Here is a 21,374-nt window from a genome sequence, read left to right as displayed (position 1 = left end):
ACTTACATCACATAACCCCATACCATTGAAATCGCACTGTATATTAGAAGCAGCCCCATGACATACTGGAACGGTCTTTCATAAGCAGTCAAAAAGCGCTTATACAAAGAGCCAAATAGGCTCCAGCTAAATGTACCGAGAAATCCAATAAGTGCGAGAATCAGCGTCCATATGACATACTGCATATTCGATTGTCCATATGGCAAAACAAATGTTGAAATCACAGTCAATCCATACAAGATCGCTTTTGGGTTGATAAATTGCAGCATCATACCAGGGACAAAATGATTGTAACGATCAAGTGTTTCGTCATCCCCGCCTTTACTTTTCATGATTTTGACCGCTAAATAAATCATGTATGCAGCTCCGATGAACGCCATGACCCAGCCTATTTTCGGCATCACTTGATAAAGAATGATATTAAAGAAGCAACTCAAACACAAAATAACGAGAAATCCGATACCCACACCTAAACAAAATCGAAATGTTTGCTTGACCCCATATTTATTCGTAAAGACCATGGCCATGATGTTGTTTGGCCCTGGGGTAAAGCTGCTCACAAAAGCATAGATCAACATAGAAAGAATCATAGTTGCCGCCTCCCTTGTACGTTATTGAGACTTTAATTACTTTATTGCGTATGTTACGTTTTATTGTAACGTTCGGTCTTTATAAAGTAAATAGAGAAAGGAGTTTTTTTCATGGAAGATGTACAATCGATTATTTCTAAAAATGTGAGGCTTCTTAGAGACCAAAAGAAATTAAGCCTCGAAAAGATGGCAGAATTAACAGGTGTCAGCAAAACCATGATTGGACAAATTGAAAGAGGAGAATCAACCCCTACCATCACGACTTTATGGAAAATCGCCAACGGATTAAAGGTATCTTTTAGTGAGCTCATTCACGCACCACAGCCTGAAATCAAAGTAGTACGCAATGAAGATGCACAGATTTTAACGGAAGATGATGGGCGATATCGCGTATATACGACTTTTCCTTTTGATGACCGGGGGAAATTTGAAGTGTACCGAGTAGAAATTGATCCTGGCGGGTCGCTGCATGCAAATGAACACATTGGCGGGACAGAGGAATTGATTACCGTTTTTGAGGGAGCGCTTGATATATCCATTGGAGATGAGCAATACAGCTTAAACGCCGGCGACTCCATTCGTTTTAAAGCGGACCGTACGCATGCATATAAACAAACCGGAGAACAAATGGTCCGGCTGCAAATGATTCTTTATTATCCTCATGAAAAAAGCTGACAGGCTTGTCCACCTGTCAGCTTTGCATTTTATTTAATTAAATCCTGGATCGCGTACCACTGTTCCAGTAAATGTGACACTATATTTTCCTAATCCCAATTCTTTAATAGAGGTTTGTTTTAAAATACCGACCCAGCCATCCTCTGCATATACAATACTTTCTGGGATGTTTGATGTCGTATATGTTCTTGTTACTGAAACAGTTCGACTGGCCTGAGCCGTTATTTCACTGTTTGTTTGCTCCTTTGCTTCCACTGGAGTAGTTGTGACCCCAGCACCCGTTAAGACAATTGCTCCAACTAAAACAGAAGACATGACCTTTTTCATAAAAAAATCCCTCCCTTTTTTTGTAGAACATAATAACCATACCATAATTCAGTACTTATATAAGATATTTTTTCATTTTTTTGAAAATTATGATATGATTGTCTTATGTTGGATAGAGAGTGTTTTATACTTCTGTGCTTTTATCCTCATCTCATTCCGTCAAACAATTGTGAACGGAGGTGATTTCATGAAAAAATGGCTCATCTGTTTTCAACTTGTTTTTCTCTTCACCTTGACGACCACACCACTTGCTTCTGCTGCTTCATGCCCTACAGTGAAACCTTGTGTCATTGATCCTTAAGCATCAAAAAGGTCGATCAAGCCTATTCACTTGATCGACCTTTTTCGTTATGCTTGCTCTGCTTCCCAGCGGGCAACCTCTTCTCTTACTTTAGGAGCGACTTCTTTTCCAAATAGCTCAATGGCTTTTAATACTTGATCATGCGGCATTGAACCAACTGGTACATGAAGCATAAAACGCGTGATTCCTACATTTTTTCTTAGGTGAATCACTTTCTCTGCCACTGCATCTGAATCTCCTACATACAGCGCGCCTTCTAACGTTCTCGCTGCATCAAATGTAGAACGAGTATAAGGTCCCCAGCCTCGCTCTCTTGCTAACGTATTCATCACATGCTGTGTGGAAGGGAAGAATTGGTCTGCTGCCAGTTCTGTTTCTTCCGCAACAAATCCATGCGAATGTGACGCCACGGTTAATTTCTCAGGGTCATGTCCAGCGTGCACTGCCGCTTGCTTGTACAGCTGAACGAGCGGTGCGAACTGTCTAGGACTTCCGCCAATGATGGCAAGTACTAAAGGCAGTCCCAATAATCCAGCACGTACGACAGATTCACGGTTTCCTCCACTGCCGATCCAGATTGGAAGCGGATCTTGAACAGGTCTTGGATATACGCCGACATCTTGAATAGCTGGGCGATGCTTTCCGCTCCATGTGACACGCTCAGACTGCTGTAATTTGAGCAACAAATCAAGCTTTTCTTCAAATAATTCTTCATAGTCATCAAGGTCATAGCCAAAGAGCGGGAATGATTCAATAAATGAACCACGGCCTGCCATAATTTCTGCACGCCCGTTTGATAGTCCATCTAGCGTTGCAAAATCCTGAAAGACACGAACAGGATCTGCTGATGAAAGGACTGTCACTGCACTTGTCAGGCGGATATTCTTTGTTTGTGTTGCCGCAGCCGCTAAGACAACAGCGGGATTCGATGCAGCGAAATCCTCACGGTGATGCTCACCTACGCCAAATACATCGAGACCGACTTGATCTGCTAAAATAATTTCTTCGACTACTTCTCGAATACGCTGTGCGTGACTGACTGTTTTTCCTGTTTGAAAATCAGGCGTTGTTTCTACAAATGTACTAATTCCTAGTTCCATGAGTGGAACCCCCTATCTTATAAGTATGTTACGAATTCAGAGACTGGCTTTCGGTAGCCTCTCGGTTGTCTGCTCTCTACTTTTTCTTTTCCTAGTGTGATCATTAACACGGGAACCAAATCCGACTCGATGTTGAGCACCTTTTTCATGACATCAGGGTCAAAGCCGATCATTGGGCACGTGTCCCAGCCCTTGTTTTTGGCGGCGAGCATAAACAGCATCGCAGATAATGAAGCATTGCGGATTGCCTCTTCTTTCTGAAAATCCGCTCCTCTCTGTTCATAAAAGCTCATCGTCTCTCTGACCATTTCTTCGTATTGCTGCGTGTTTAAAATGCCAAGCATTTTCAGACCTTCATAAATGTTCGCCGCTTGCTGATAAGCCTTTGTGTCTCCCAGTACAATGATCGCTGCTGAGGCGGAATGCACTTTATATTGTCCAAATGCAGCTTCTCTTACTTGTTCTTTAAGACCTTCTGTTTGGACGACGACATATTGTGTGTGCTGTAAGTTAAAAGCAGATGGTGCCATTTTGACCTCTTCAAAAATGCTGTTAAGCTCTTCTCTCGAAATCGAGATATTTGGCAAAAAATTTGATGCGGATCGTCTTTCACGTACCAATGTATCAAAGCTGAGAGTCATCTTGTTTCCCCTTTTCGTGAAGTTGTTTTGCACCTAAACCGACTTTTTTTAATAATTCAATGAGCTGTTCTTTTTCTTCTTTTTCAATAAAGGATAGGTTTTGTGAAATGACATCTGTGTGTTTAGGAAAAATGTCGTCAAACAATTGCTTTCCTTTTTCCGTCAGTAATACATGAAATACACGTTTATCAGAGGGCGCACATTGCCTTTTCACGAGCTCTTGTTTTTCTAGTTTGTTCACGACATATGTCATACTTCCACTTGGGATTGACAGGATGTCGCTGATTTTTTGGACGGGATGTGGCCCCTTACTATAGAGCAATTCAAGGATCTGAAAGTTTTCAAATCCGATATCATAACGTTCAATGTCTGTTTGAATATTTGTAAAAAGAGCTTGATAGGCTTTCATCCACACGCGGAATAGCCTTAAGTCTAATTCATGTTCATGCTGCACCATGGCAACTACTCCCTTTTTAAGAAATCCTAAAACTAGGATAAATTTATCCTAACACTAGGATATATGATTGTCAACGAGTTTGTTTCATAAAAAAAAGACCACCTCAAATCAGTGATCTTCTTCTTTTAAGACAAAATGCAATTCAGCTATCTGCTTGTATTGTTTGACTTCTTTTAATGAAAACCTGGATTCTATATCCGCTGGGGAAAACAGGGGAATGCCTCTCCCAATCATGACAGGAGCAATTTGAAGATAAAGCTCATCAACCAATCCTGCTTTTATGAAAAACTGAAGCAGTTCCCCGCCGCCGACAATCCAGATATGCTGACCTTCTTCATGTTTTAATTTTTTTATAAAAGATAAGATATCTTCACGAATGATATGTGTTCCTTTCAAACTGTCTTGTAAAGTACGTGACATGATATAACATGTCTTTCCTTCATAAGGAAACTCATCTGGTGACAGCTGTAGAACCTGCTCATATGTATTTCGCCCCATGATCAGCGTATCAACTGACGCATAAAAGTCATCATACCTCGTTTCTTCTTCGCCCTCTGTTCCTATTAACCAATCGAGCCTGTGATCCTCTCTCGCTAAATAGCCATCGATACTCATTGCCCCATAAAAAAGCAGCTTCCTTTTCTGACTCAATTCCATCACTCCCTTATCTTAAACGAGAACATATATTCTATTTTAATTGTATCAGAAAGGAAAGACAAAGTATATATGGATTTTTCATCATCCGTTTTCATGCCTTCAACACCGTGATTCACTAAGGTATCCTCTTCAAGTAATGATATAATAAAATCAGTTCAATCAATGATCATACTTGGAGGAGAAACTGATGATACGACGACTTGATCATATCGTGTTGACTGTACAACATATGGAGGACACCATTCGCTTTTATACAAACGTATTAGGAATGAAGGAAGAAACCTTTGGAGAAGGCCGTAAAGCGCTTCGTTTTGGTTTACAGAAGATCAATCTTCATGAAGCTGGTCATGAATATGAGCCGGCAGCGGCTCACCCACTTCCAGGCTCTAGTGATTTGTGCTTTATCACCGATTTAGATATGGACAGTTTGCTGCTGCACCTTCGCAAGCAAGTGGTTCCTATTGAAGAGGGGCCTGTCAGGCGCACAGGTACATTAGGTCCGGTTGAATCTGTTTATATCCGTGATCCTGATCTGAATTTAATTGAAATATCTCGATATATAGAGGAGGGTGATCCGTCATGACCCGCTTATTTTTGAGACCGATTGAAGAACAGGATTATCCGGGGATTCAAAGAGGATGCCAGCATGAAGAAACACTTTACATGACTGGCACACGAAAAACGTTCACACTAGAAGAAATTCGTTCAGCCTACACCCGATTTTTACAAGATGACAGCAGACGAGATTTCGCCATTTGTCTGTTAGACACGAAAGAAATGATTGGGGATGCGGCGATTGTGGATATTGATCCAATCAATCATACGGCAAGCTTCCGCATTGCGCTTCATGGACCAGAACATTTCCAAAAGGGCTATGGCACCGAAGCTGTCCGAATGGTTCAAGCATTCGCCTTTGAGACATTAGAACTCAATCGCCTTGAGCTCGAAGTCTTTTCCCACAATCCGAGAGCCTTCAGAAGCTATGAGAAAGCCGGATTTCAATATGAAGGAAAAAGGCGCCAAGCGCTTTATTTCAATGGTACCTACTCAGATGTGATCATCATGGGCATCCTTCGTGAAGAATACAATCAGATGAACAGTGGAGATGCCCCTGCTTAAGAAGGGACATCTTTTTTTAAAATTTGAATCGCTGTGACGATGATCAAACAAATCATGGAAGAGAGAACGATAGAGACGCTTGATATACTAAGCGCCATGCCTTCCCATCTGCCAATGAAGAAACTGGCTATCAATAAAACCAATCCAAATAGAATAAAGCATATAGGGAGGATCAGACCCGCATGACGGTTTCTGCCTTTTTTCCCTGCCCACCATGTAAAAATAGCGGTTTGCAGCCAAAACATGTTGTTTCAACTCACTTTCTCTTTTTTTATTTTATGACGATGGAGGTACTTCCAATGAACATGAGACCCATTGAGCAAAAAGACAACCCGTATATCGCAGCGATTATCCGCCAGTCACTAGAATCGGCGAATCTGGCGATTGAAGGAACCGCCTACACTGATCCCCACCTTGACCAGCTGTTCGAATACTATCAATCATTGACTCATGCAGCCTATTGGATTGCTGAAGAGAATGGCGATATTCTGGGCGGCGTAGGCATTGCTCCATTTACTAACGGAATATGTGAATTACAAAAGCTTTATCTGAGTCCAAATGCTCAAGGAAAAGGTGCTGGCAAAAAACTGATGGATACAGCGCTGCAATATGCCTCTACATACTATGAAGCATGTTATTTAGAAACCCGCCAGGAATTAACTGCAGCCACCGGCCTTTATCAGCGATATGGCTTTTCTCTTCTTTCAGAGCCGATTGAAGGCTCTGAGCATTCTGCAATGGATGCTTGGTATCTCAAAACCTTCTCATCATGAGCTGTAAAACAATCGATAGGTTTTTGTCCGCTGAAAGCCTAGCTTTTCTGCCAGTTTGATCGAAGTTAGGTGATGGACATCGCAATCCCAATGCGGTGTCCTCTTATTTTCAAGACAACTCTTGATCATATGCTGACCCGCCAGCTGCGCTAAACCTTTCCCCCGGCAGGCTTCTTCTGTCCAAATATCTATCTCTACACGATCTTCACTTGAAAAAATGGAGACACATTCACTCACCACGTTCTCACCATCTAAGATGGCAACTCCGATTCCTTTTGATAGAAAGCGCGCCGCTCTCCCCCAATAGGCTTCGTAATAGCTAGGCGTGAAAGCCCTGCTTGCATTGATCACCTGTTCTTTTGTCCGCTCTACTCTGTAGCCTGAATGAGACGCAGAAACATAAGATTGTGCTTGCGAAAAAACGTACGCATGTCTTTCCATCTCTTTCAGATGTGATCCAAGACAATTTTTCATCATCACATCTGTCGATTGATTCGCTGAAAATATGGTAAATCGGCCGTTTTGTCTTTTCTGCCTTTCGTAAATATCCACAATAAACGCCGAGAAGTGTGACAGCTCTTCTTCTCTCTTGCCTGCAACATAATAAATGCCGCATGCTGTTTCGAGAAAATAAATACGAGGGTGCACTGCATCATCTACATAAAGATTCCCTTGTATGAAACCATCCATGACCGCATCTACAAACACTGGATATGCCGGATCGATCTGGCGAATCCCTTCTTTTATCGATGCTGTCCTTTGCTTTTCCAAAAGATGCATGGCGCTCCCCTTTTCCAAACATGTTCTTTCCTTCCATTATATATAAAAAAAATGCGCGCATGCAGTGACTCTTTGCAACAAATAAAATTCTTTCTTATTCGCTTTCCTCTATTGCTATGCTCATTGTGAAAGGAGATTTATGAATGAGGCTTTGTTTTATTTGGAATCAAGAAAAGGTTATGACATAAGTAAACGTCATCAACCATCCACATGGCACAGGCATTAAATCACCTGAAGCCGCAGTCTTAAAAAAAGAGACCTCGTTTAAAAGGTCTCTTACTTCTTCATTCATTATTCTGCTGCTGTCTCTTCTGTCGCCTTCCCCCTTCCAAATCAGGGGTAAGCCTACCTGCGAATAAAAATGGGACATGAATATTTTGATCGGATAATATGCCGCCAAGTGCCGGTCAAAGATCGTACCATTACTTATGTAGGCAGAGTTCATTTTCCTACACATACTGAAACCGCAGTGGAAGAGATAATAAATCACTTGACGCTGAAACTTAACAGAGCAATGTTTCTTGTCATCTTCTCATATGATCATTCTCTCTCTCTAAAAATGAATCACCCCTAATTCTAATGCTGCTTTAATTGCTTCCGCTCTTGAAGTGACCTCCAGCTTTTGATAAATATTTGTTAAATGAGCTTTGACAGTTCTTTCGGAAATCCCCATATCAAATGCAATTTCCTTACTTCGTAATCCTCTAGCCACTGCTTGCAAGACAAGCATCTCTTTTTCAGTCAGCATGTTTATTTCTTTTTTCAAATGGTTCGGAGTCACTTGATGCTCTGTTGATTCAAATACCTTAGCAGCGACGTTTGCTTGAAGAAGAATATCTCCTCTGATAGCTGCTTCAATTGTATAAAATAAATTTTCCCTGCTGGCATCCTTTAAAAGATAGCCCTTTGCTCCAAGTTGCAGCCCTTCAATCATTAATTTCTCTTCGTTATAGGTAGTGAGAATCAGGACCGGTACTTTTAATTGAAGAGACTGCATCTCTTTTAGCATCTCAAGCCCACTCATGTTAGGCATGTTGAGGTCAAGTAATACAAGGTCTGGAGCCTTCTCTTTCAAGACATCTAACCCCTTTGCCCCATCCTCTGCTTCACCAATAACATCAAATCGTTGATCTGTCTCAAGAATTAATTTTAATCCTTCTCTAACAACAAAATGATCATCGACAATCACAATTTGATAAGACATTGTTTTTACTCCTTTTTTAAAGGTATGGTTACCGTCACTTGTGTACCTTCATTTTTTTCACTTTTTAAGTGTAGCTGTGCATCAAGCAGTCGGGCACGTTCTGACATACCTATTAGACCGTAATGCCCGGAAGTGGATTCTTGTTTTTTCTCATCAAAACCCACTCCATTGTCTGTGATTTGCAAGGAGATGTGATCTTCTTTTTGCTCCATCACCAATTCGACTTTACTTGCTTTGGCATGCTTGGCAATATTCGTCAAACATTCACTGACAATGTATACGGTATGTTCGATGAGAAAAGGGGACACTTGATAGGAGACAGCCACTTTTGTATGAACTGGAATATTCGTCGCCGTCATAAACCGATTCACTTCATCTTTCACAGAATCAGCTAAGTCATATTGATCCTGGCTATATGTTCGAAGGTCGTCAATGACCAATCTCGCCTCACCTAATGTCGTCCGCGCATGGGTCATTGAACCTTTAATAATGCTTTGAGCACGCTCAACATTCTGATTCTCTAAATGTGCATGGGCCGCTTCTAGCTGCATAATAATACCTGCCAGTCCTTGTGCAAGGGTATCATGTAAATCTCTCGCCATTCTTTGACGCTCATTTGCAAGTGTCAGCTCTTCCACTTGTTGATGTGCCAATTCAAGTTCCTTTAAAAATGTTTGTGTACGAATTCTAGCTTTGACTTGTCTAAAAAATAAAATGGAGTATGCGATGACTACAATCAGAATCAAAAACAAAATAGGAATGTATACCGTCAAATCATCTGTATCATTGACCAAAATAAGGGCAAGAAAAAAAAGGACATAAAAACTAAGCCCTGTCAAAATCACCTTCAATGTATGATAATATACCCCAATACTTTGCGCAATTAGTACCGGTAACAGACCAATTAAGATCACAGGGGAAGCCGCCTGCATGACTGAAACACAAAGTAGAATCACAATTCCTTGAATCAGAAAATATACCCATGGATTCTGCTGAAACCAGTAAAATGACCACCAATGCAGAATCAGATGTATGGCAATAAGTGCAGAAAAAAACAGGCCAGAAAGTGCTAATGAATTGGTTATAAACTGAAATATCATTGCTGCAATATAAACAAGAATGACCCATAATAATGTTGGAATCCGCGAATAGATCATTTCATTAAAAGGGTCTACCCGTCGTTTCGCCATAAATAATCACCATCCGAGCCTCATATTCACTCAAAAAATACCGCCCACCCTTTATCGAGGTAATGGCGGTATCATCAATCATACCATGTAAGACTATCAGTGACTAAATCACCTTCTCTTCTTTCTCTTCTTTCTGAGAAATAGACTCACCTTCAATGTCTATACGTGGAAGCCAGCTTTCGAACCATTTGGGTAAGTACCAAGCAGCTCGTCCGATCAGCATCATACAAGCTGGGATAAAAGTCATTCTTATGACAAATGCATCAAACAGAACGCCGAATGCCAACGTTAATCCCATTGTTTTAATGATCAAGTCATCTGCAAAGATAAAACTAGCAAAGACGAGGATCATGATTAAGCCTGCGGCAGTCACTACTCTTCCACTGTGCTTCAAACCTGATACAACGGACTTTTTCGCATCACCTGATAGAAGGAAATCTTCTCTCATTCGACTGACTAAAAAGACCTCATAATCCATTGCGAGACCAAATAATATTCCTGTCACTAGTACAGGCATAAAGTTTAACAATGGGCCATTTGCTGGTATTCCAAACAATGGCGCAAGGTGTCCATCCTGTAAAACAAAGACTGAAAAACCTAGTGTAGCCGTCAATGTCATAAGGAATCCTAAAACCGCTTTTAATGGAACAAGGAATGATCTAAACACAAGAATCATTAAAATCAAAGCAAATCCAATAATGACCCCTGCAAATTTCGGTAACGCTTCACTGAGTCTATCTGAAATATCTATATTAACTGCCGTAGAACCAGTAACAAGTAATTTCGTATCATACTTTGCAGCAGTCTGACTAGATTCATTTCGTATATCTTTGACTAATTGCTTTGTCGCCTTATCTTCTGGACCGCTTTTCGGTAAGATGGTCAGCATGGCATACTTACCCGATGGATTAGGAACAGCCGGTGCCATTTGTTTGATGCCATCCATCTTCTCTAATACTTTTGTTGTTTTCTCAATAGATTTCATTGCGTTATTTGCATGGGAGGCATCAATGATAACAACCAGTGGCCCATTAAACCCTTTGCCAAACCCTTCTGCTAACAGGTCATAGCCCTTGCGTTCAGTTGTTTCCTTCCCCTTCATACCGTTATCAGGAAGACCCAACTCCATATGAAGTGCTGGCCAACTAAATAGACCAGTCAATACAATGACACCTAGGATGATTTTACCTGGATACTTTTTGATAAACCTTCCCCAAGCTGTTGTTTCTTCTTTTTGTTGAGATTGTAATTTAGAGAACCATTTATTCTTTCTTGAAGGGCTTACTTTATCACCAAGAATCCCTAGTATCGCAGGAACAATTGTCAGAGACACAAGCATAACTGATAGTACCATGAATGCAGCTACAAGACCCATAACGCCTAAAAATGGTATACCGACTAATACAAGTCCGCATAGTGCAATCACGACGGTGACACCTGCAAACAATACAGCACTGCCTGCTGTAGCAACAGCTCTAGCAGCTGCTTCTTTCAATTTGTAACCCTCTGCTAATAACTGTCGATATCGAGAAATGATAAATAATGCATAATCAATTCCTACGGCAAGTCCAATCATCACAGCTAATGTAAGACTAAATGCAGACATATCAACAAAGTTTGAGGTAATTAATATGACCATCACGCCGATTATTAACCCAATGACAGCCGTCAAGATCGGTAGTCCTGCAATCAATAATGAAGCGAAGGTAAAGGCTAAAATAAAGAAGGCCATGACAATACCTATGACTTCCGAAATCCCGCCTACCTCAATTTCTGAGAATGTGACGGAGCCTCCTAATTCTGTTTGGATGCCAGCCTTTCTTGAAATCTTAATACTATCTAATACTTTCTCTTTTGAGGATGCTTTTACCTCACCCGCCTTCACCCGGTATGAAATATCCGCATACCCTATTTTCTTATCTTTACTAATAGCAAATGTCTGATATAAATCCGTCACTTGCTTGACTGCTTTATCCTTTTTGACTTCTTTGATCGTTTCGTTCAATTTATTTTTTACTTTTTTTGTTTCTAATGTTTCGCCCTTAGGTGCTTTAAAGATCAGACGAATCGTCCCGCCATCATCACCTGCTGGGAACTTTTTCTCCAAGAGATCCATTGCCTTTTCTGACTTTGTTCCTGGAATCGACATATCTCCATTAAATGAAACACCTGTCCCTATTGTTGCCGCCACAACAGCTACTAAAACAAGTAACCAACCGATAATCATCCGTTTCGGCTTAGAAAAAGCACTTTTTCCTAAATGATATAAAAATTTTGCCATTCACTTACTCCTTTTTCTTCAACTTCATGAACTTCATCTTTTTATTCTAAGCAATGAGATGATCGATTAAAATTGTACTTTTGGGCAAAAAGCACTGTACTTTTAGGCAACAAAAAAAGGGCATCTTCTTAAGATCCCCTTTAAATCGTTTATGAGGCGACTGTTTTTCGTCTCGTTCTGTTGATTTTACCGACAAACATATAGCCATATTTATAATGATTTGCTAACCGAGACAATAGGATAGGTCCAGCAATTGCAAGTGCTGATATTATGAATGTCCCCACAAAGAATGGATAATCTTTTAATTGTCCCCATAGTAACACAGAGATACCTAGAAAATACCCGTGAAGCAAATAGATGGTGAATGAATATTGACTAATGACAGCTACGAAAGGTGGAACGCTTTTTACTTTAGAAAACAAGAGAAAGCATAAGAAGACAATACTGATTGTATAAAGAACAACATCTGGCCTCTTAGAAGAAGGCTCGAAAAAGCCTACATATGTATTGCTTAGAAGGGTCACTGCTGAAATCAGAACAAGTCCATACACGGCAAACTTAAATTGATGAAGTCTTGTGATAAACTGCTGATAATTCACTCCACAATAATAGGCTAAACAAAAATAGAATAACCAACCTGGAAATGGAATCCATTCTAAGCCGAACATTGGATTAGGTAATTGAGGTTGTGGGATTTTGACGAGGTTCATGACACTTAAATAACCAACTGTGATGATAAAGGAGATCGGCAATACCCATTTGGCTGAGGTACGCTTAGCCATTTTGTGAAAAAACATATGCAAAAAGTAAAACTGAAAAATAATCAGAACAAAATAACCAATATAATTTCCCAATAAGACATTTGCTGAAGCTCTTTTAAAGAAGTCAGCTGCCCCTCCATTTAACGATGCAGAATACAAAAACCCATCGACAATCCCAATAAATGCAAATGGGAAAAAGATGGCTTTCACTCTCTTCCACATAAATCCTTTAGGTGTACCATTTGGATAAGAATGCGCCAATAAAAACTCAGAAATGAAAATAAAACTCGGTGTACTGAACATGAGTAGTGCTACAAGAATAGATGATGATTGTGGGCTAGATAAAATGGCTATTGCATGAATGAGCACAACACTCAAACACGAGATACACCGAATATAAAAAATCTCTTTAATTTGCATTGAAAATCCTCCTCTAGCATTTTGGTAAAATATGTATCATGTTAACATGAATAACACCTCATCAACAGTGACCTTGTGATTATTTCAATACTCTATCCACAGGAACAAAAAAAGAGCCCTAGTTAGAGCCCTTAATTAGATACAACCGTCGCCTTCCCCTTCCAAATAAGGGTTAAGCCTAATCCGAGAAATAAGACAACACCTGCGAATAGAAATGGGAAATGTATATTTTGATCGAATAAAATACCGCCAAGGGCTGGGCCGAAAATCGTACCTAGGCTTGTGTAGGTAGAGTTCATCCCTGCGACAAATCCTTGCTGATTGCCAGCGATTTTTGATAAGAAGGTCGTTAATGCTGGACGCAATAAATCAAACGCTAAGAAAATCACACATGTGACAATGAGGACTACCATAAATCCTGAGACGACAGTTGAAACAAAAGCGAGCACCGCTCCGACAATCAAGCAGAGCTGAATGACTCTTTTTTCCCCTAGGGTATTTACGAGTTTCCCAAAAACCAGCACTTGGATGATAACCGCCACAATCGAACTGACCGTAATAATCACCGCAATATCTTTTGGACCAAAACCAAACTTATGATTTGTAAACAAGCTGAAGACCGTTTCATACGCAGACAGTCCAAACGCGAGGACAAACACAATGATAAAAGCGATGAGATAGCTTGGATGGATCGATTTTTTCAAATCCTTAAAGAAGGTCGATTCCTTCACTTGATCCATCTGCTTCGCTCGCTCTTCTTTTGTTAATGGCTCCTTCAGCAAAAGCATAGACGAAATGACGGCTATAAAGGCAATCCCTGCTGCAAAGAAGAATGGCAGGCGTACACCGTATTCTGCAATAAATCCGCCAATCCCAGGTCCGATAATAAAGCCGGTACTAATGGCCGCTGATACATATCCCATTGCCTTTGATCTTTCTTGAACGGTCGTGATATCTGCGACATAAGCAGTCACAGCTGGCATAATAAATGCCGCACTAATACCGCCTAACAGCCTTGCAAAATACAGCACATACACGTGTGTCCCAAGACCGAAGACGAGTTCTGATAACGCAAATAGAAATAGTCCTGACACAATCATAATCTTTCTTCCATAGCGGTCTACCCATCTCCCTGCAATAGGTGATGCAATGAGCTGAGCCACAGCAAACGCCGCCACAAGGTATCCCATCGTACTCCCTGTTAGATGCATCACATTCATGAATAGCGGCATGACAGGAATAATAAGACCAATGCCTAAAAACGCAATAAATATGTTACTTAATAAAATAACGAGTACAGCTTTTTGCTCACGAATCGGTTTTTGCATGATGTTTGTTTCCCCTTTATTGATTCAATTGTTACTCATGATGGTTGATTCCGTGAATAATCAATGAGATCGCTTGTTTTTGTAATTCTTTTTTCTCTTCGATTGGATCATTTTTATACAACACGTCTAATCCGTAAAAAACGGATAATAATATTTTCACTGTTGACTCAACATGCTGGATCGACCAGCTGCCATCTTTGTTACCTTCAAGTATGATGTCTCTCATCACATCATCAAAGTCGGCGTCAATCTTGTTCAGCCGTTCCATGACCTCGTCTGATGTAAAGGCACTTGCACAAAATTCCTCACTTGCTCTCATTAATGGGTAGTTAATGCCCATTTGACTGAGCAGCTCTGCAAATCCTGCGAGCTGATCAATGGCCTGTTGCATCGTTTGTTTTTCCTGATGCCACGTCTCCATCATCAAGAGGTGATCCTCTTCCATGATATGAAGGAACAAAAACTCTTTTCCTTTAAAATGGTGATAAAGATTGCCTTTACTCACTTCAGCCGCCTCTAGAATATCTCGCACAGATGTTTCTGAGTACCCCTTTTTTGCAAATAAATCACGTGAAGCGGTGACGATTTTTCGCTTCGTCTTCTCGCTCTTTTCAGCCCCGCTTTGTGTACTTGTCATCTTTTACAATCCCTTCTATCTTGCTTTTCTTCATCAGGACAATCCAAAACCGACCAGTTGGTTTATTTTTTATTATAAATGGATCTTTTTCAAAATACAATGAAAAAGTCGTCGAAACAATCACTCATGCCATCTCCTTATTTAAATTACCTTAATATTTAACTTCACTTAACTATAAACAATGCCTATAATGGAATAGAGGTGATGTCATTGGATGCAGAAATCATTCATTACAGTAAAAAAATCATTGAATACTCGAATGCACTAGGCTCCATCTACGTAGAAGAGTATCAACGATTTTTAAAACATGAATATGCAGATTTATCAGCCAAACAAGAGCTGACACTTGAATTATTACGGACAAAAACAAGAACAATCAACGAACTAGCTGATTACTTTTCCATTTCGGCAAGTGCCGCCAGCCAGCTTGTATCAAAGCTTGAACAGCTTGGCTATGTCAAACGAGAAATTAATCCACATAACCGGCGGGAAATCATTGTTGATTTTGCTGAAAAGGGTCATGACTTTCACAAGAATACAGAAGAAATTCAATTGCACCTTATTCAAAAATACTATGCAAAGCTTCCAAAAGAAGATTTAAAAACATTATTGTCTCTATACGAAAAAATCTATCAGATTGCGAAAGAAACGCCTTAATCCGGTGTTTCTTTCTCTGACATTTAAGTTAGATAAACTATTAAGGGGATGAAAGTATGGATAGTATTCATTTACAAGATGGACGTCATATTGGTTTGTGTGAATACGGGGATCTTGAAGGGTTTCCAGTATTCTTTTTTCATGGAACTCCTGGATCAAGAGTGATGTTTTTAGATGATGACCCCATTTCTAAAGAGCTCGGTGTTCGTCTCATCTGTTTAGACAGACCAGGATTTGGTTTATCTACCCCTCAACCTGAACGTACGATTTTAGATTGGGCAAAAGATGTGTTGGAAGTCGCAGATCATCTTGGCGTTCACCATTTTTCAGTGATGGGTGTATCTGGAGGCGGCGCATTCGCTGCTGGCTGTGCTTATCAATTGCCGAACCGAGTCCTTTCAGCCGCTCTGATTTCAAGTACAACGCCATTTCAGGACGGAAAACCGCCAAAAAGTATGCTCAAAGAAAACAAATTGGCTTTTTTCCTCAGTAAGAAGTTCCCTTGGCTATTAAGAGCAAGCTATCGTTCCCAGAAGAAAATGATTGAGAACAAACCAGAGAAATTTAAAAAGCTGGCCAAAAACGGGAACAAGCATTTACATCCATGGGACCGTCAATTTCTTCAAACCGATGAGCAATTAGAGATGATGATGACACATTTACATGAAGCCACTCGTCAATCGGTGGATGAATGTATTCATGAACCAGATTTGCTCTCGCGTCCGTGGGCATTCGATATGAAGGATATTCAAATCCCTGTTGATGTATGGCATGGAAAAGAAGATGCGATGGCTCCGTTTGTCGAAATAGAAAAATTAGCTCCTAGCATTCCAAACGTCAAAACCTATTATATCGATGAAGCGGGACATTTTCTTACAGATGTAGACGATATTTGGCGAGATATTTTACTCTCTTTAAAAACACGTGCAGAAGAGCATCATCAGGAGCACGTATAAAAAAAGACCCGAAGCTTCGGGTCCCTTTCTTCATTAATACTTTTCATAATATGCCTGCACTTTACTTGGATCTTTTGTCTTCGTTAGAGCGAGCATAAGCAGAATGCGTGCTTTTTGTGGATTCAATGAATCCGATGAGACAAAGTGATGTTCATCATCCATTTTTTCATGGGTCACAATCCCATTTCCTGCACGGCTTGACCTCACGACGACTACATCTTTCTTTACGGCATCTGTTGCCCCTTTGATGGCTTCAGTTGACATCGTTCCATTGCCTGCTGCGGCAACGACAATGCCTTTCGCTCCTGCTTTTACTGCTGCATCATACATGTATTTTTGATCATTTTGATAGCCGTATAAAATATCGACTTGTGGTAATTCTTTTATTTTTGATACATCAAATTCACTTTCAGACGTATGTTTTCTTGTTGGTTCGTTATAAAAGGAAACCACTTCACCAGCAATTTCTCCAATGTAGCCTTGCTCAAGAGACTTGAAGGAATCGGTTGTGGTCGTATTTGTCTTTGTAATAAAACGAGCTGATGCAATTCGGTCATTTAATGTGACCATGACCCCTTTGCCCTTTGCTTCTTTTGTAGAGGCGATTTTGACAGCATGATACAAGTTTAGCGGGCCATCCGCACTGATAGCAGACGCTGGTCTCATTGAGCCAACGACCACAACTGGCTTATCACTTTTGACAACCAAATGTAAAAAGTAAGCGGTTTCTTCAAGTGTATCTGTTCCATGTGTGATGACAATCCCATCGACTTGATCATCGTTTAAGAGTTTATTGACTCGTTTGGCTAATTTTAAAAGAAGAGCATCATCCACATTTTCACTGCCTACATTCGCCACCTGCTCACCTGTTACGTTTGCAATATCCTTGAGCTGAGGAACTGAAGCAATGACTTTATCGATGCCAAGTGAACCAGATTTATACCCTGTCGTATCTGTATCACTGTCTGAACTGCCAGCAATCGTCCCGCCTGTCGCTAATACCTTAATATTAGACAAGGACTTATTCCCTGTTTCTACGGCTGTCGTTTTGTCCTTTGATTCCTTAGATGCGGTTTCGTTTTCGCTTTGATTTTTCTCTTGGGTACTTGTATTGGCACAAGCTGCTGTCGACATTAATAAAACTGAAAGAAGGACAGCACCTAACCATTTTGTTACGTTCATTCGATCATCTCTTTTCTTAAATGTGATGGATTCAAAGCTAGGTCTCTTTCTATAGGATTTACTTTATACCATTCCTTCATTCATCAGCATGAGGCGAAAGATACAGAACCAAATAAAGGAAAAAAGGGCATTATTACACTTATTTTTTACATCTAAATACCTAACTTTACTTTTTAAAAAGGAGTATTGAGGTTGTTCAATTAAGAATAGTAAACGATGCTAGATCATCAATTTATGATAAAATATAGTGAATTTTACAAAAAGGAGTATACATATTGCAAAAGCTTCAATCATTTCACAAAATCCTAATAACACTATTCCTTAGTTCGATTTTACTCAGTCTGTTCGTATGCTTCTATCCACCGATTCAGGGAGAGCCTGCGTTCATGGTATTTTACGTTCCCATCTTTTTTGTTTGTTATTTCGTCTTTGCGGTTCCTTTGCAGTTGTTGTTTTCTTTGCAACCAAAGGCTTTCCATCCACTTTATCTTGCTGCTTATTTACTGATCGCAATGGTTGTCATGCTTTTTGTGATCGATGGTATTGGGAGTTCAGTATCTATACCTATCATTATCATGAGCAGTCTCATCTACTGGATCTTTGATTCTTTGCTTTATCAAAGAACGCATAAAAAAAACACCTAATGTGAAGGTGTTTTTAGCTGCTCGAGTATATGCTCACAATGATCCAAGTACGCTTGGCTAAGCAGGAAGTCTTTCGGTGCGGCGATCGCTGCTAATGTGATCAGGGCATTGGAATGATGAATGAGCGGATTCAGCATTGAATGCTCTACGTCTCTTATTGTTTGAATATGCAACCATTGAGGTGCTACTTCTTCCTCGTAGATCCTTTTTGTTTCTGCGGAATCTACGTTTCGGTCATTTTGTGCCAAAACCAAATAGATCGGTGATTGGATGCGCTTGATATCTGAAGTGGCATCGGCTTTCATGTTCTTTTGAATGAATTCATAACGATCTTTTGTCATCTCTTGATCGTCCGTTTTCTTTTGATATGTGCGAAATGCTGCGCCTTCTTCTAATAATTTGTTTTGCTCATCTTCTTTTTTGAGTGTTTTTTGAATTTGTTCTTTAGATGCATCCGCTTCTTTTAATGTTTGAAGTGTATTGTACCTTCCCTGTCTCATCCAATTGACAGCAGGCCCGACAAGGATGGAGGCTGTGATATCGGTTCGATCTGTCATTACTTTTGGGATCACCCAGCCCGCTTGGCTTGCTCCCCATAAGATGATTTGTTTTGATTGAAGATTAGGCTCTTTCTTCGCCCATTTGATCACATTCTCTACTTCCTTTGCACGATCATCCATGGATTGATGCAGCCAGTTTCCCTCTGATTGACCCACCCCGGGCTTATCCCATGATATAGACGCATAGCCTTGCTTTGCAAAGCGTTCCATTAAAGGTCTGTATCCTCCGTCATATGTGGCATTTTGTGGACCATCTCCGTGTACAAAAAGGACAATTCCTTTTATTGACTCCTTCTTAGGTGTTGTGACGATACCTGATAATGTCCCATCCGCAGTCTCCATGACGACTTCCTTTTCATTCATAGCAAAGCTGTTTTCATAAAATACAAATGCTGTGATACAAATGAAGGCCGCCACTGCGATGATCAGCCAAATCCTTTTTTTCAATTTCTATTCCCCGCTCTCTGTTCAACTGTGTACACCATGGAATCTTGGTACGTGACAGAGACCGGTACATTCTCATATAAGATCATATAAGAAGGCTGGGCAAACGGAGCTTCGTGTAGAAAAGCCTCAATTTCTTCAATGACTTTCTTTTCATCTTCGGCTAAAAAACTTTTGACCGCGTAAGAACCAGCATCCAGTCTCACATCGTAATCCTGTTCATTTGATACATAATAAGAAATTGTTGAGTCATCTTGCAGATTGATCACATAATATCTCTCCTCAAAAAGAGACAGATCCAGCTCCTTTTGGTGAACGATTTGTTTAAAGTCGAGCTCTGTTTCACTCTTTAGAAGATGATCTGGGATCTGTTTTAAATAACGAATTGGTCGATCTTGAGTCGTTGTTTGATTAAGCTGAAGGCTGTTTTGAATCGACAGCATATGCTCCAGACGCTGTTTCACTTCGCTCAATTCCTGTAGTTGCTTCTCGACCTGATCCAGCATACCTTGATAGGACAGAGTCATACCGGGTTCTTTCGAAAAGCTCTCGCTGATATCTTTTAAAGAAAACCCCGCCTTTTTTAAGAAGAGGATTTGATAAAGGGTGTAAATTTCTTTTTCATCAAATAATTGGTATCCATTTTGAGCGACCTTCGCAGGGCGGACGAGATCCTGTTCTATATAATGACGAAGCGTATACTTTGTGATGTTTAATAGCTTACATACTTCTCCACTTGTTACATACGTCACTAGATTCCCTCCTTGTGTACATAGTCTAAACCATGTGGTTACCACACAGTCAATCATGCCATAAAAAAATCACCGAGGACATCTTCCCTCAGTGATGTGTCATTTCTATTTCATACTTGGACCAGCATGTGAAAAAATCGGATCTTTCAATTCAAAATCAAATGTCTTGCCGTCAACAATACCGACTGTTTTCTCATGATCATACAGCTCGAGCAGACAAGCTGCCATTTCTTTTGATGTATGATATTTCTTGATATTGCCTTCATATTCGAATTGATCTACATCTAATGAACGCTTTGCAAATTCCGATTCTGTTGCAGAAGGTGCTAATATTTTTGCCTGTAACTTAGCTCCCTTTTCTTTCAACTCTAGTGCCAGTCCTTCTGTAAAGGCACTCACGTAAAACTTTGTGGCCGAATAGGTGACTGCATTGCCGACGACTGTATAGCCCGCTCTTGAAGAAATGTTGATCAGCTGAGCCCCTTCTACTTGCTCATAATCACGAACAAATAAAGTGGATAAAATCGTTAAGGCTTCGATATTCAGATGAAGCATATCTCCAATTTTACTTACATCCTGTTCTCCTATCGAGCCGAAATGGCCGAATCCTGCATTATTAATGAAGGTGTCGAGCTCATATTCAGCCAATGATTCATAAAATGAATACACTTGCTCCATGTCGGTTAAATCGACAGACTGTATATTTACTTCGATATCGGGATATTGATCAAGAATTTCCTTCTTCAGTTCTTGGAGTTTCTCGAGCCGGCGTGCAGCTAAAATAAGATTTTTGCCTCGTGCTGCAAAGGCCAGTGCCGCCTCATATCCAATACCTGAACTTGCTCCTGTAATGACTGTATAGCTCATTTTATATCCCCCTATGAACGTCTTCTAACTAGTTAAATTATAACGACAGCACTTCGCTCTAGTCAATTTTG

25 protein-coding genes are annotated in these 21,374 nt (G+C 40.3%); 7 read left to right on the top strand and 18 right to left on the bottom strand.

The genetic code is table 11. The features are described 5' to 3' along the window. Nucleotides 1–2: 2 nt before the first annotated feature. Complete coding sequence (locus NSQ36_RS02960) at nt 3–590, bottom strand: LysE family transporter (RefSeq protein WP_003214091.1); 588 nt, start codon at nt 588–590, stop codon at nt 3–5. Between the two features lie 111 nt (nt 591–701). On the opposite strand from NSQ36_RS02960, the gene NSQ36_RS02955 reads away from it, so the two are divergent. After that, complete coding sequence (locus NSQ36_RS02955) at nt 702–1,265, top strand: XRE family transcriptional regulator (RefSeq protein ID WP_050945656.1); 564 nt, start codon at nt 702–704, stop codon at nt 1,263–1,265. Between the two features lie 33 nt (nt 1,266–1,298). Here NSQ36_RS02955 and NSQ36_RS02950 read toward each other — a convergent pair whose 3' ends face one another. From NSQ36_RS02950 to NSQ36_RS02930, 5 genes are all read right to left on the bottom strand, one after another. After that, the gene (locus tag NSQ36_RS02950; protein ID WP_044140610.1) at nt 1,299–1,592 is read right to left on the bottom strand and encodes a hypothetical protein; all 294 of its coding nucleotides are present in this window, start codon (nt 1,590–1,592) and stop codon (nt 1,299–1,301) included. A 348-nt stretch (nt 1,593–1,940) separates the two neighbouring features. Continuing rightward, the gene (locus NSQ36_RS02945) at nt 1,941–2,993 is read right to left on the bottom strand and encodes an LLM class flavin-dependent oxidoreductase (protein ID WP_050945655.1); all 1,053 of its coding nucleotides are present in this window, start codon (nt 2,991–2,993) and stop codon (nt 1,941–1,943) included. Between the two features lie 17 nt (nt 2,994–3,010). Beyond that, a complete protein-coding gene (locus NSQ36_RS02940) occupies nt 3,011–3,634 on the bottom strand; it encodes a nitroreductase family protein (RefSeq protein ID WP_339206722.1) in 624 nt (207 codons plus the stop codon). Beyond that, entirely contained in the window at nt 3,618–4,091 is a 474-nt protein-coding gene (locus tag NSQ36_RS02935; RefSeq protein ID WP_003213943.1) for a MarR family transcriptional regulator, read from the bottom strand. Before NSQ36_RS02935 ends, NSQ36_RS02940 begins: the two co-directional genes overlap by 17 nt. A 108-nt stretch (nt 4,092–4,199) precedes the next feature. Then, nucleotides 4,200–4,742, bottom strand: a complete 543-nt coding sequence (locus NSQ36_RS02930; RefSeq protein WP_050945667.1) for a dihydrofolate reductase family protein — start codon at nt 4,740–4,742, stop codon at nt 4,200–4,202. 193 nt (nt 4,743–4,935) lie between these two features. Between NSQ36_RS02930 and NSQ36_RS02925 the strand changes: the two genes are divergently transcribed. Next, nucleotides 4,936–5,331 (top strand): VOC family protein, encoded by a 396-nt coding sequence (locus NSQ36_RS02925; protein ID WP_003214262.1) that lies wholly within the window; start codon nt 4,936–4,938, stop codon nt 5,329–5,331. Beyond that, nucleotides 5,328–5,867, top strand: coding sequence for a GNAT family protein (locus tag NSQ36_RS02920; protein WP_106030203.1), 540 nt, complete (start codon nt 5,328–5,330; stop codon nt 5,865–5,867). The genes NSQ36_RS02925 and NSQ36_RS02920 overlap by 4 nt, the downstream gene beginning before the upstream one ends. Here the strand turns inward: NSQ36_RS02920 and NSQ36_RS02915 are convergent. Next, on the bottom strand, nt 5,864–6,112 hold the full coding sequence (locus NSQ36_RS02915; RefSeq protein ID WP_339206719.1) for a YesK family protein: 249 nt from the start codon (nt 6,110–6,112) through the stop codon (nt 5,864–5,866). The genes NSQ36_RS02920 and NSQ36_RS02915 overlap by 4 nt on opposite strands. A gap of 54 nt (nt 6,113–6,166) precedes the next feature. On the opposite strand from NSQ36_RS02915, the gene NSQ36_RS02910 reads away from it, so the two are divergent. Continuing rightward, on the top strand, nt 6,167–6,640 hold the full coding sequence (locus NSQ36_RS02910; RefSeq protein WP_137055586.1) for a GNAT family N-acetyltransferase: 474 nt from the start codon (nt 6,167–6,169) through the stop codon (nt 6,638–6,640). Here the strand turns inward: NSQ36_RS02910 and NSQ36_RS02905 are convergent. The 7 genes from NSQ36_RS02905 to NSQ36_RS02875 form a co-directional block, all read right to left on the bottom strand. Further along, nucleotides 6,635–7,420, bottom strand: coding sequence for a GNAT family N-acetyltransferase (locus tag NSQ36_RS02905; RefSeq protein WP_339206717.1), 786 nt, complete (start codon nt 7,418–7,420; stop codon nt 6,635–6,637). The genes NSQ36_RS02910 and NSQ36_RS02905 overlap by 6 nt on opposite strands. A 553-nt stretch (nt 7,421–7,973) precedes the next feature. Continuing rightward, the gene (locus tag NSQ36_RS02900; protein WP_339206715.1) at nt 7,974–8,624 is read right to left on the bottom strand and encodes a response regulator transcription factor; all 651 of its coding nucleotides are present in this window, start codon (nt 8,622–8,624) and stop codon (nt 7,974–7,976) included. 5 nt (nt 8,625–8,629) lie between these two features. Then, entirely contained in the window at nt 8,630–9,814 is a 1,185-nt protein-coding gene (locus NSQ36_RS02895; RefSeq protein ID WP_339206713.1) for a sensor histidine kinase, read from the bottom strand. A gap of 103 nt (nt 9,815–9,917) precedes the next feature. Continuing rightward, entirely contained in the window at nt 9,918–12,095 is a 2,178-nt protein-coding gene (locus tag NSQ36_RS02890; protein ID WP_339206711.1) for an MMPL family transporter, read from the bottom strand. A 149-nt stretch (nt 12,096–12,244) separates the two neighbouring features. After that, a complete protein-coding gene (locus NSQ36_RS02885) occupies nt 12,245–13,276 on the bottom strand; it encodes an acyltransferase family protein (protein WP_050945647.1) in 1,032 nt (343 codons plus the stop codon). A gap of 131 nt (nt 13,277–13,407) precedes the next feature. Further along, nucleotides 13,408–14,604 (bottom strand): MFS transporter, encoded by a 1,197-nt coding sequence (locus tag NSQ36_RS02880; protein WP_137055580.1) that lies wholly within the window; start codon nt 14,602–14,604, stop codon nt 13,408–13,410. 31 nt (nt 14,605–14,635) lie between these two features. Next, the gene (locus NSQ36_RS02875) at nt 14,636–15,241 is read right to left on the bottom strand and encodes a TetR/AcrR family transcriptional regulator (protein WP_106030194.1); all 606 of its coding nucleotides are present in this window, start codon (nt 15,239–15,241) and stop codon (nt 14,636–14,638) included. Between the two features lie 204 nt (nt 15,242–15,445). Between NSQ36_RS02875 and NSQ36_RS02870 the strand changes: the two genes are divergently transcribed. Both NSQ36_RS02870 and NSQ36_RS02865 read left to right on the top strand, forming a co-directional pair. After that, nucleotides 15,446–15,898, top strand: coding sequence for a MarR family transcriptional regulator (locus NSQ36_RS02870; RefSeq protein WP_050945644.1), 453 nt, complete (start codon nt 15,446–15,448; stop codon nt 15,896–15,898). A gap of 56 nt (nt 15,899–15,954) precedes the next feature. Then, nucleotides 15,955–16,854 carry an alpha/beta hydrolase gene (locus NSQ36_RS02865; protein ID WP_339206708.1) on the top strand — a complete coding sequence of 300 codons (900 nt, stop codon included), beginning with the start codon at nt 15,955–15,957 and terminating at the stop codon, nt 16,852–16,854. A gap of 33 nt (nt 16,855–16,887) precedes the next feature. On the opposite strand, the gene NSQ36_RS02860 is transcribed toward NSQ36_RS02865, so the two are convergent. Next, nucleotides 16,888–18,036: a type II asparaginase gene (locus NSQ36_RS02860; protein ID WP_137055579.1), complete on the bottom strand. Its 1,149-nt coding sequence runs from the start codon at nt 18,034–18,036 to the stop codon at nt 16,888–16,890. A 275-nt stretch (nt 18,037–18,311) separates the two neighbouring features. Here NSQ36_RS02860 and NSQ36_RS02855 point away from each other — a divergent pair, with 275 nt between their 5' ends. Continuing rightward, on the top strand, nt 18,312–18,680 hold the full coding sequence (locus tag NSQ36_RS02855) for a UPF0715 family protein (RefSeq protein WP_339206705.1): 369 nt from the start codon (nt 18,312–18,314) through the stop codon (nt 18,678–18,680). On the opposite strand, the gene NSQ36_RS02850 is transcribed toward NSQ36_RS02855, so the two are convergent. The 3 genes from NSQ36_RS02850 to NSQ36_RS02840 form a co-directional block, all read right to left on the bottom strand. Beyond that, nucleotides 18,677–19,687: an alpha/beta fold hydrolase gene (locus NSQ36_RS02850; RefSeq protein WP_050945640.1), complete on the bottom strand. Its 1,011-nt coding sequence runs from the start codon at nt 19,685–19,687 to the stop codon at nt 18,677–18,679. The genes NSQ36_RS02855 and NSQ36_RS02850 overlap by 4 nt on opposite strands. Then, nucleotides 19,684–20,436, bottom strand: a complete 753-nt coding sequence (locus tag NSQ36_RS02845) for a MerR family transcriptional regulator (RefSeq protein WP_161522987.1) — start codon at nt 20,434–20,436, stop codon at nt 19,684–19,686. The genes NSQ36_RS02850 and NSQ36_RS02845 overlap by 4 nt, the downstream gene beginning before the upstream one ends. 105 nt (nt 20,437–20,541) lie before the next feature. After that, on the bottom strand, nt 20,542–21,303 hold the full coding sequence (locus NSQ36_RS02840; protein ID WP_050945638.1) for an SDR family NAD(P)-dependent oxidoreductase: 762 nt from the start codon (nt 21,301–21,303) through the stop codon (nt 20,542–20,544). Between the last annotated feature and the right edge of the window lie 71 nt (nt 21,304–21,374).

The sequence above is a fragment of the Bacillus sp. FSL W8-1143 genome (genome assembly GCF_037965155.1).
GTDB classification, from domain to species: Bacteria; Bacillota; Bacilli; order Bacillales; family Bacillaceae; genus Bacillus; species Bacillus pumilus.
Note: the sequence above shows the minus strand (reverse complement) of the source record. Positions and strands in the feature narration are given on the sequence as shown.

Excerpts from the sequence above, each read along its gene's own strand:
- NSQ36_RS02960 (WP_003214091.1), bottom strand. The coding sequence starts at position 590 with ATGATTCTTTCTATGTTGATCTATGCTTTTGTGAGCAGCTTTACCCCA.
- NSQ36_RS02955 (WP_050945656.1), top strand. The coding sequence starts at position 702 with ATGGAAGATGTACAATCGATTATTTCTAAAAATGTGAGGCTTCTTAGA.
- NSQ36_RS02950 (WP_044140610.1), bottom strand. The coding sequence starts at position 1,592 with ATGAAAAAGGTCATGTCTTCTGTTTTAGTTGGAGCAATTGTCTTAACG.
- NSQ36_RS02945 (WP_050945655.1), bottom strand. The coding sequence starts at position 2,993 with ATGGAACTAGGAATTAGTACATTTGTAGAAACAACGCCTGATTTTCAA.
- NSQ36_RS02940 (WP_339206722.1), bottom strand. The coding sequence starts at position 3,634 with ATGACTCTCAGCTTTGATACATTGGTACGTGAAAGACGATCCGCATCA.
- NSQ36_RS02935 (WP_003213943.1), bottom strand. The coding sequence starts at position 4,091 with ATGGTGCAGCATGAACATGAATTAGACTTAAGGCTATTCCGCGTGTGG.
- NSQ36_RS02925 (WP_003214262.1), top strand. The coding sequence starts at position 4,936 with ATGATACGACGACTTGATCATATCGTGTTGACTGTACAACATATGGAG.
- NSQ36_RS02920 (WP_106030203.1), top strand. The coding sequence starts at position 5,328 with ATGACCCGCTTATTTTTGAGACCGATTGAAGAACAGGATTATCCGGGG.
- NSQ36_RS02915 (WP_339206719.1), bottom strand. The coding sequence starts at position 6,112 with ATGTTTTGGCTGCAAACCGCTATTTTTACATGGTGGGCAGGGAAAAAA.
- NSQ36_RS02910 (WP_137055586.1), top strand. The coding sequence starts at position 6,167 with ATGAACATGAGACCCATTGAGCAAAAAGACAACCCGTATATCGCAGCG.
- NSQ36_RS02905 (WP_339206717.1), bottom strand. The coding sequence starts at position 7,420 with ATGCATCTTTTGGAAAAGCAAAGGACAGCATCGATAAAAGAAGGGATT.
- NSQ36_RS02900 (WP_339206715.1), bottom strand. The coding sequence starts at position 8,624 with ATGTCTTATCAAATTGTGATTGTCGATGATCATTTTGTTGTTAGAGAA.
- NSQ36_RS02895 (WP_339206713.1), bottom strand. The coding sequence starts at position 9,814 with ATGGCGAAACGACGGGTAGACCCTTTTAATGAAATGATCTATTCGCGG.
- NSQ36_RS02890 (WP_339206711.1), bottom strand. The coding sequence starts at position 12,095 with ATGGCAAAATTTTTATATCATTTAGGAAAAAGTGCTTTTTCTAAGCCG.
- NSQ36_RS02885 (WP_050945647.1), bottom strand. The coding sequence starts at position 13,276 with ATGCAAATTAAAGAGATTTTTTATATTCGGTGTATCTCGTGTTTGAGT.
- NSQ36_RS02880 (WP_137055580.1), bottom strand. The coding sequence starts at position 14,604 with ATGCAAAAACCGATTCGTGAGCAAAAAGCTGTACTCGTTATTTTATTA.
- NSQ36_RS02875 (WP_106030194.1), bottom strand. The coding sequence starts at position 15,241 with ATGACAAGTACACAAAGCGGGGCTGAAAAGAGCGAGAAGACGAAGCGA.
- NSQ36_RS02870 (WP_050945644.1), top strand. The coding sequence starts at position 15,446 with ATGTCATTGGATGCAGAAATCATTCATTACAGTAAAAAAATCATTGAA.
- NSQ36_RS02865 (WP_339206708.1), top strand. The coding sequence starts at position 15,955 with ATGGATAGTATTCATTTACAAGATGGACGTCATATTGGTTTGTGTGAA.
- NSQ36_RS02860 (WP_137055579.1), bottom strand. The coding sequence starts at position 18,036 with ATGAACGTAACAAAATGGTTAGGTGCTGTCCTTCTTTCAGTTTTATTA.
- NSQ36_RS02840 (WP_050945638.1), bottom strand. The coding sequence starts at position 21,303 with ATGAGCTATACAGTCATTACAGGAGCAAGTTCAGGTATTGGATATGAG.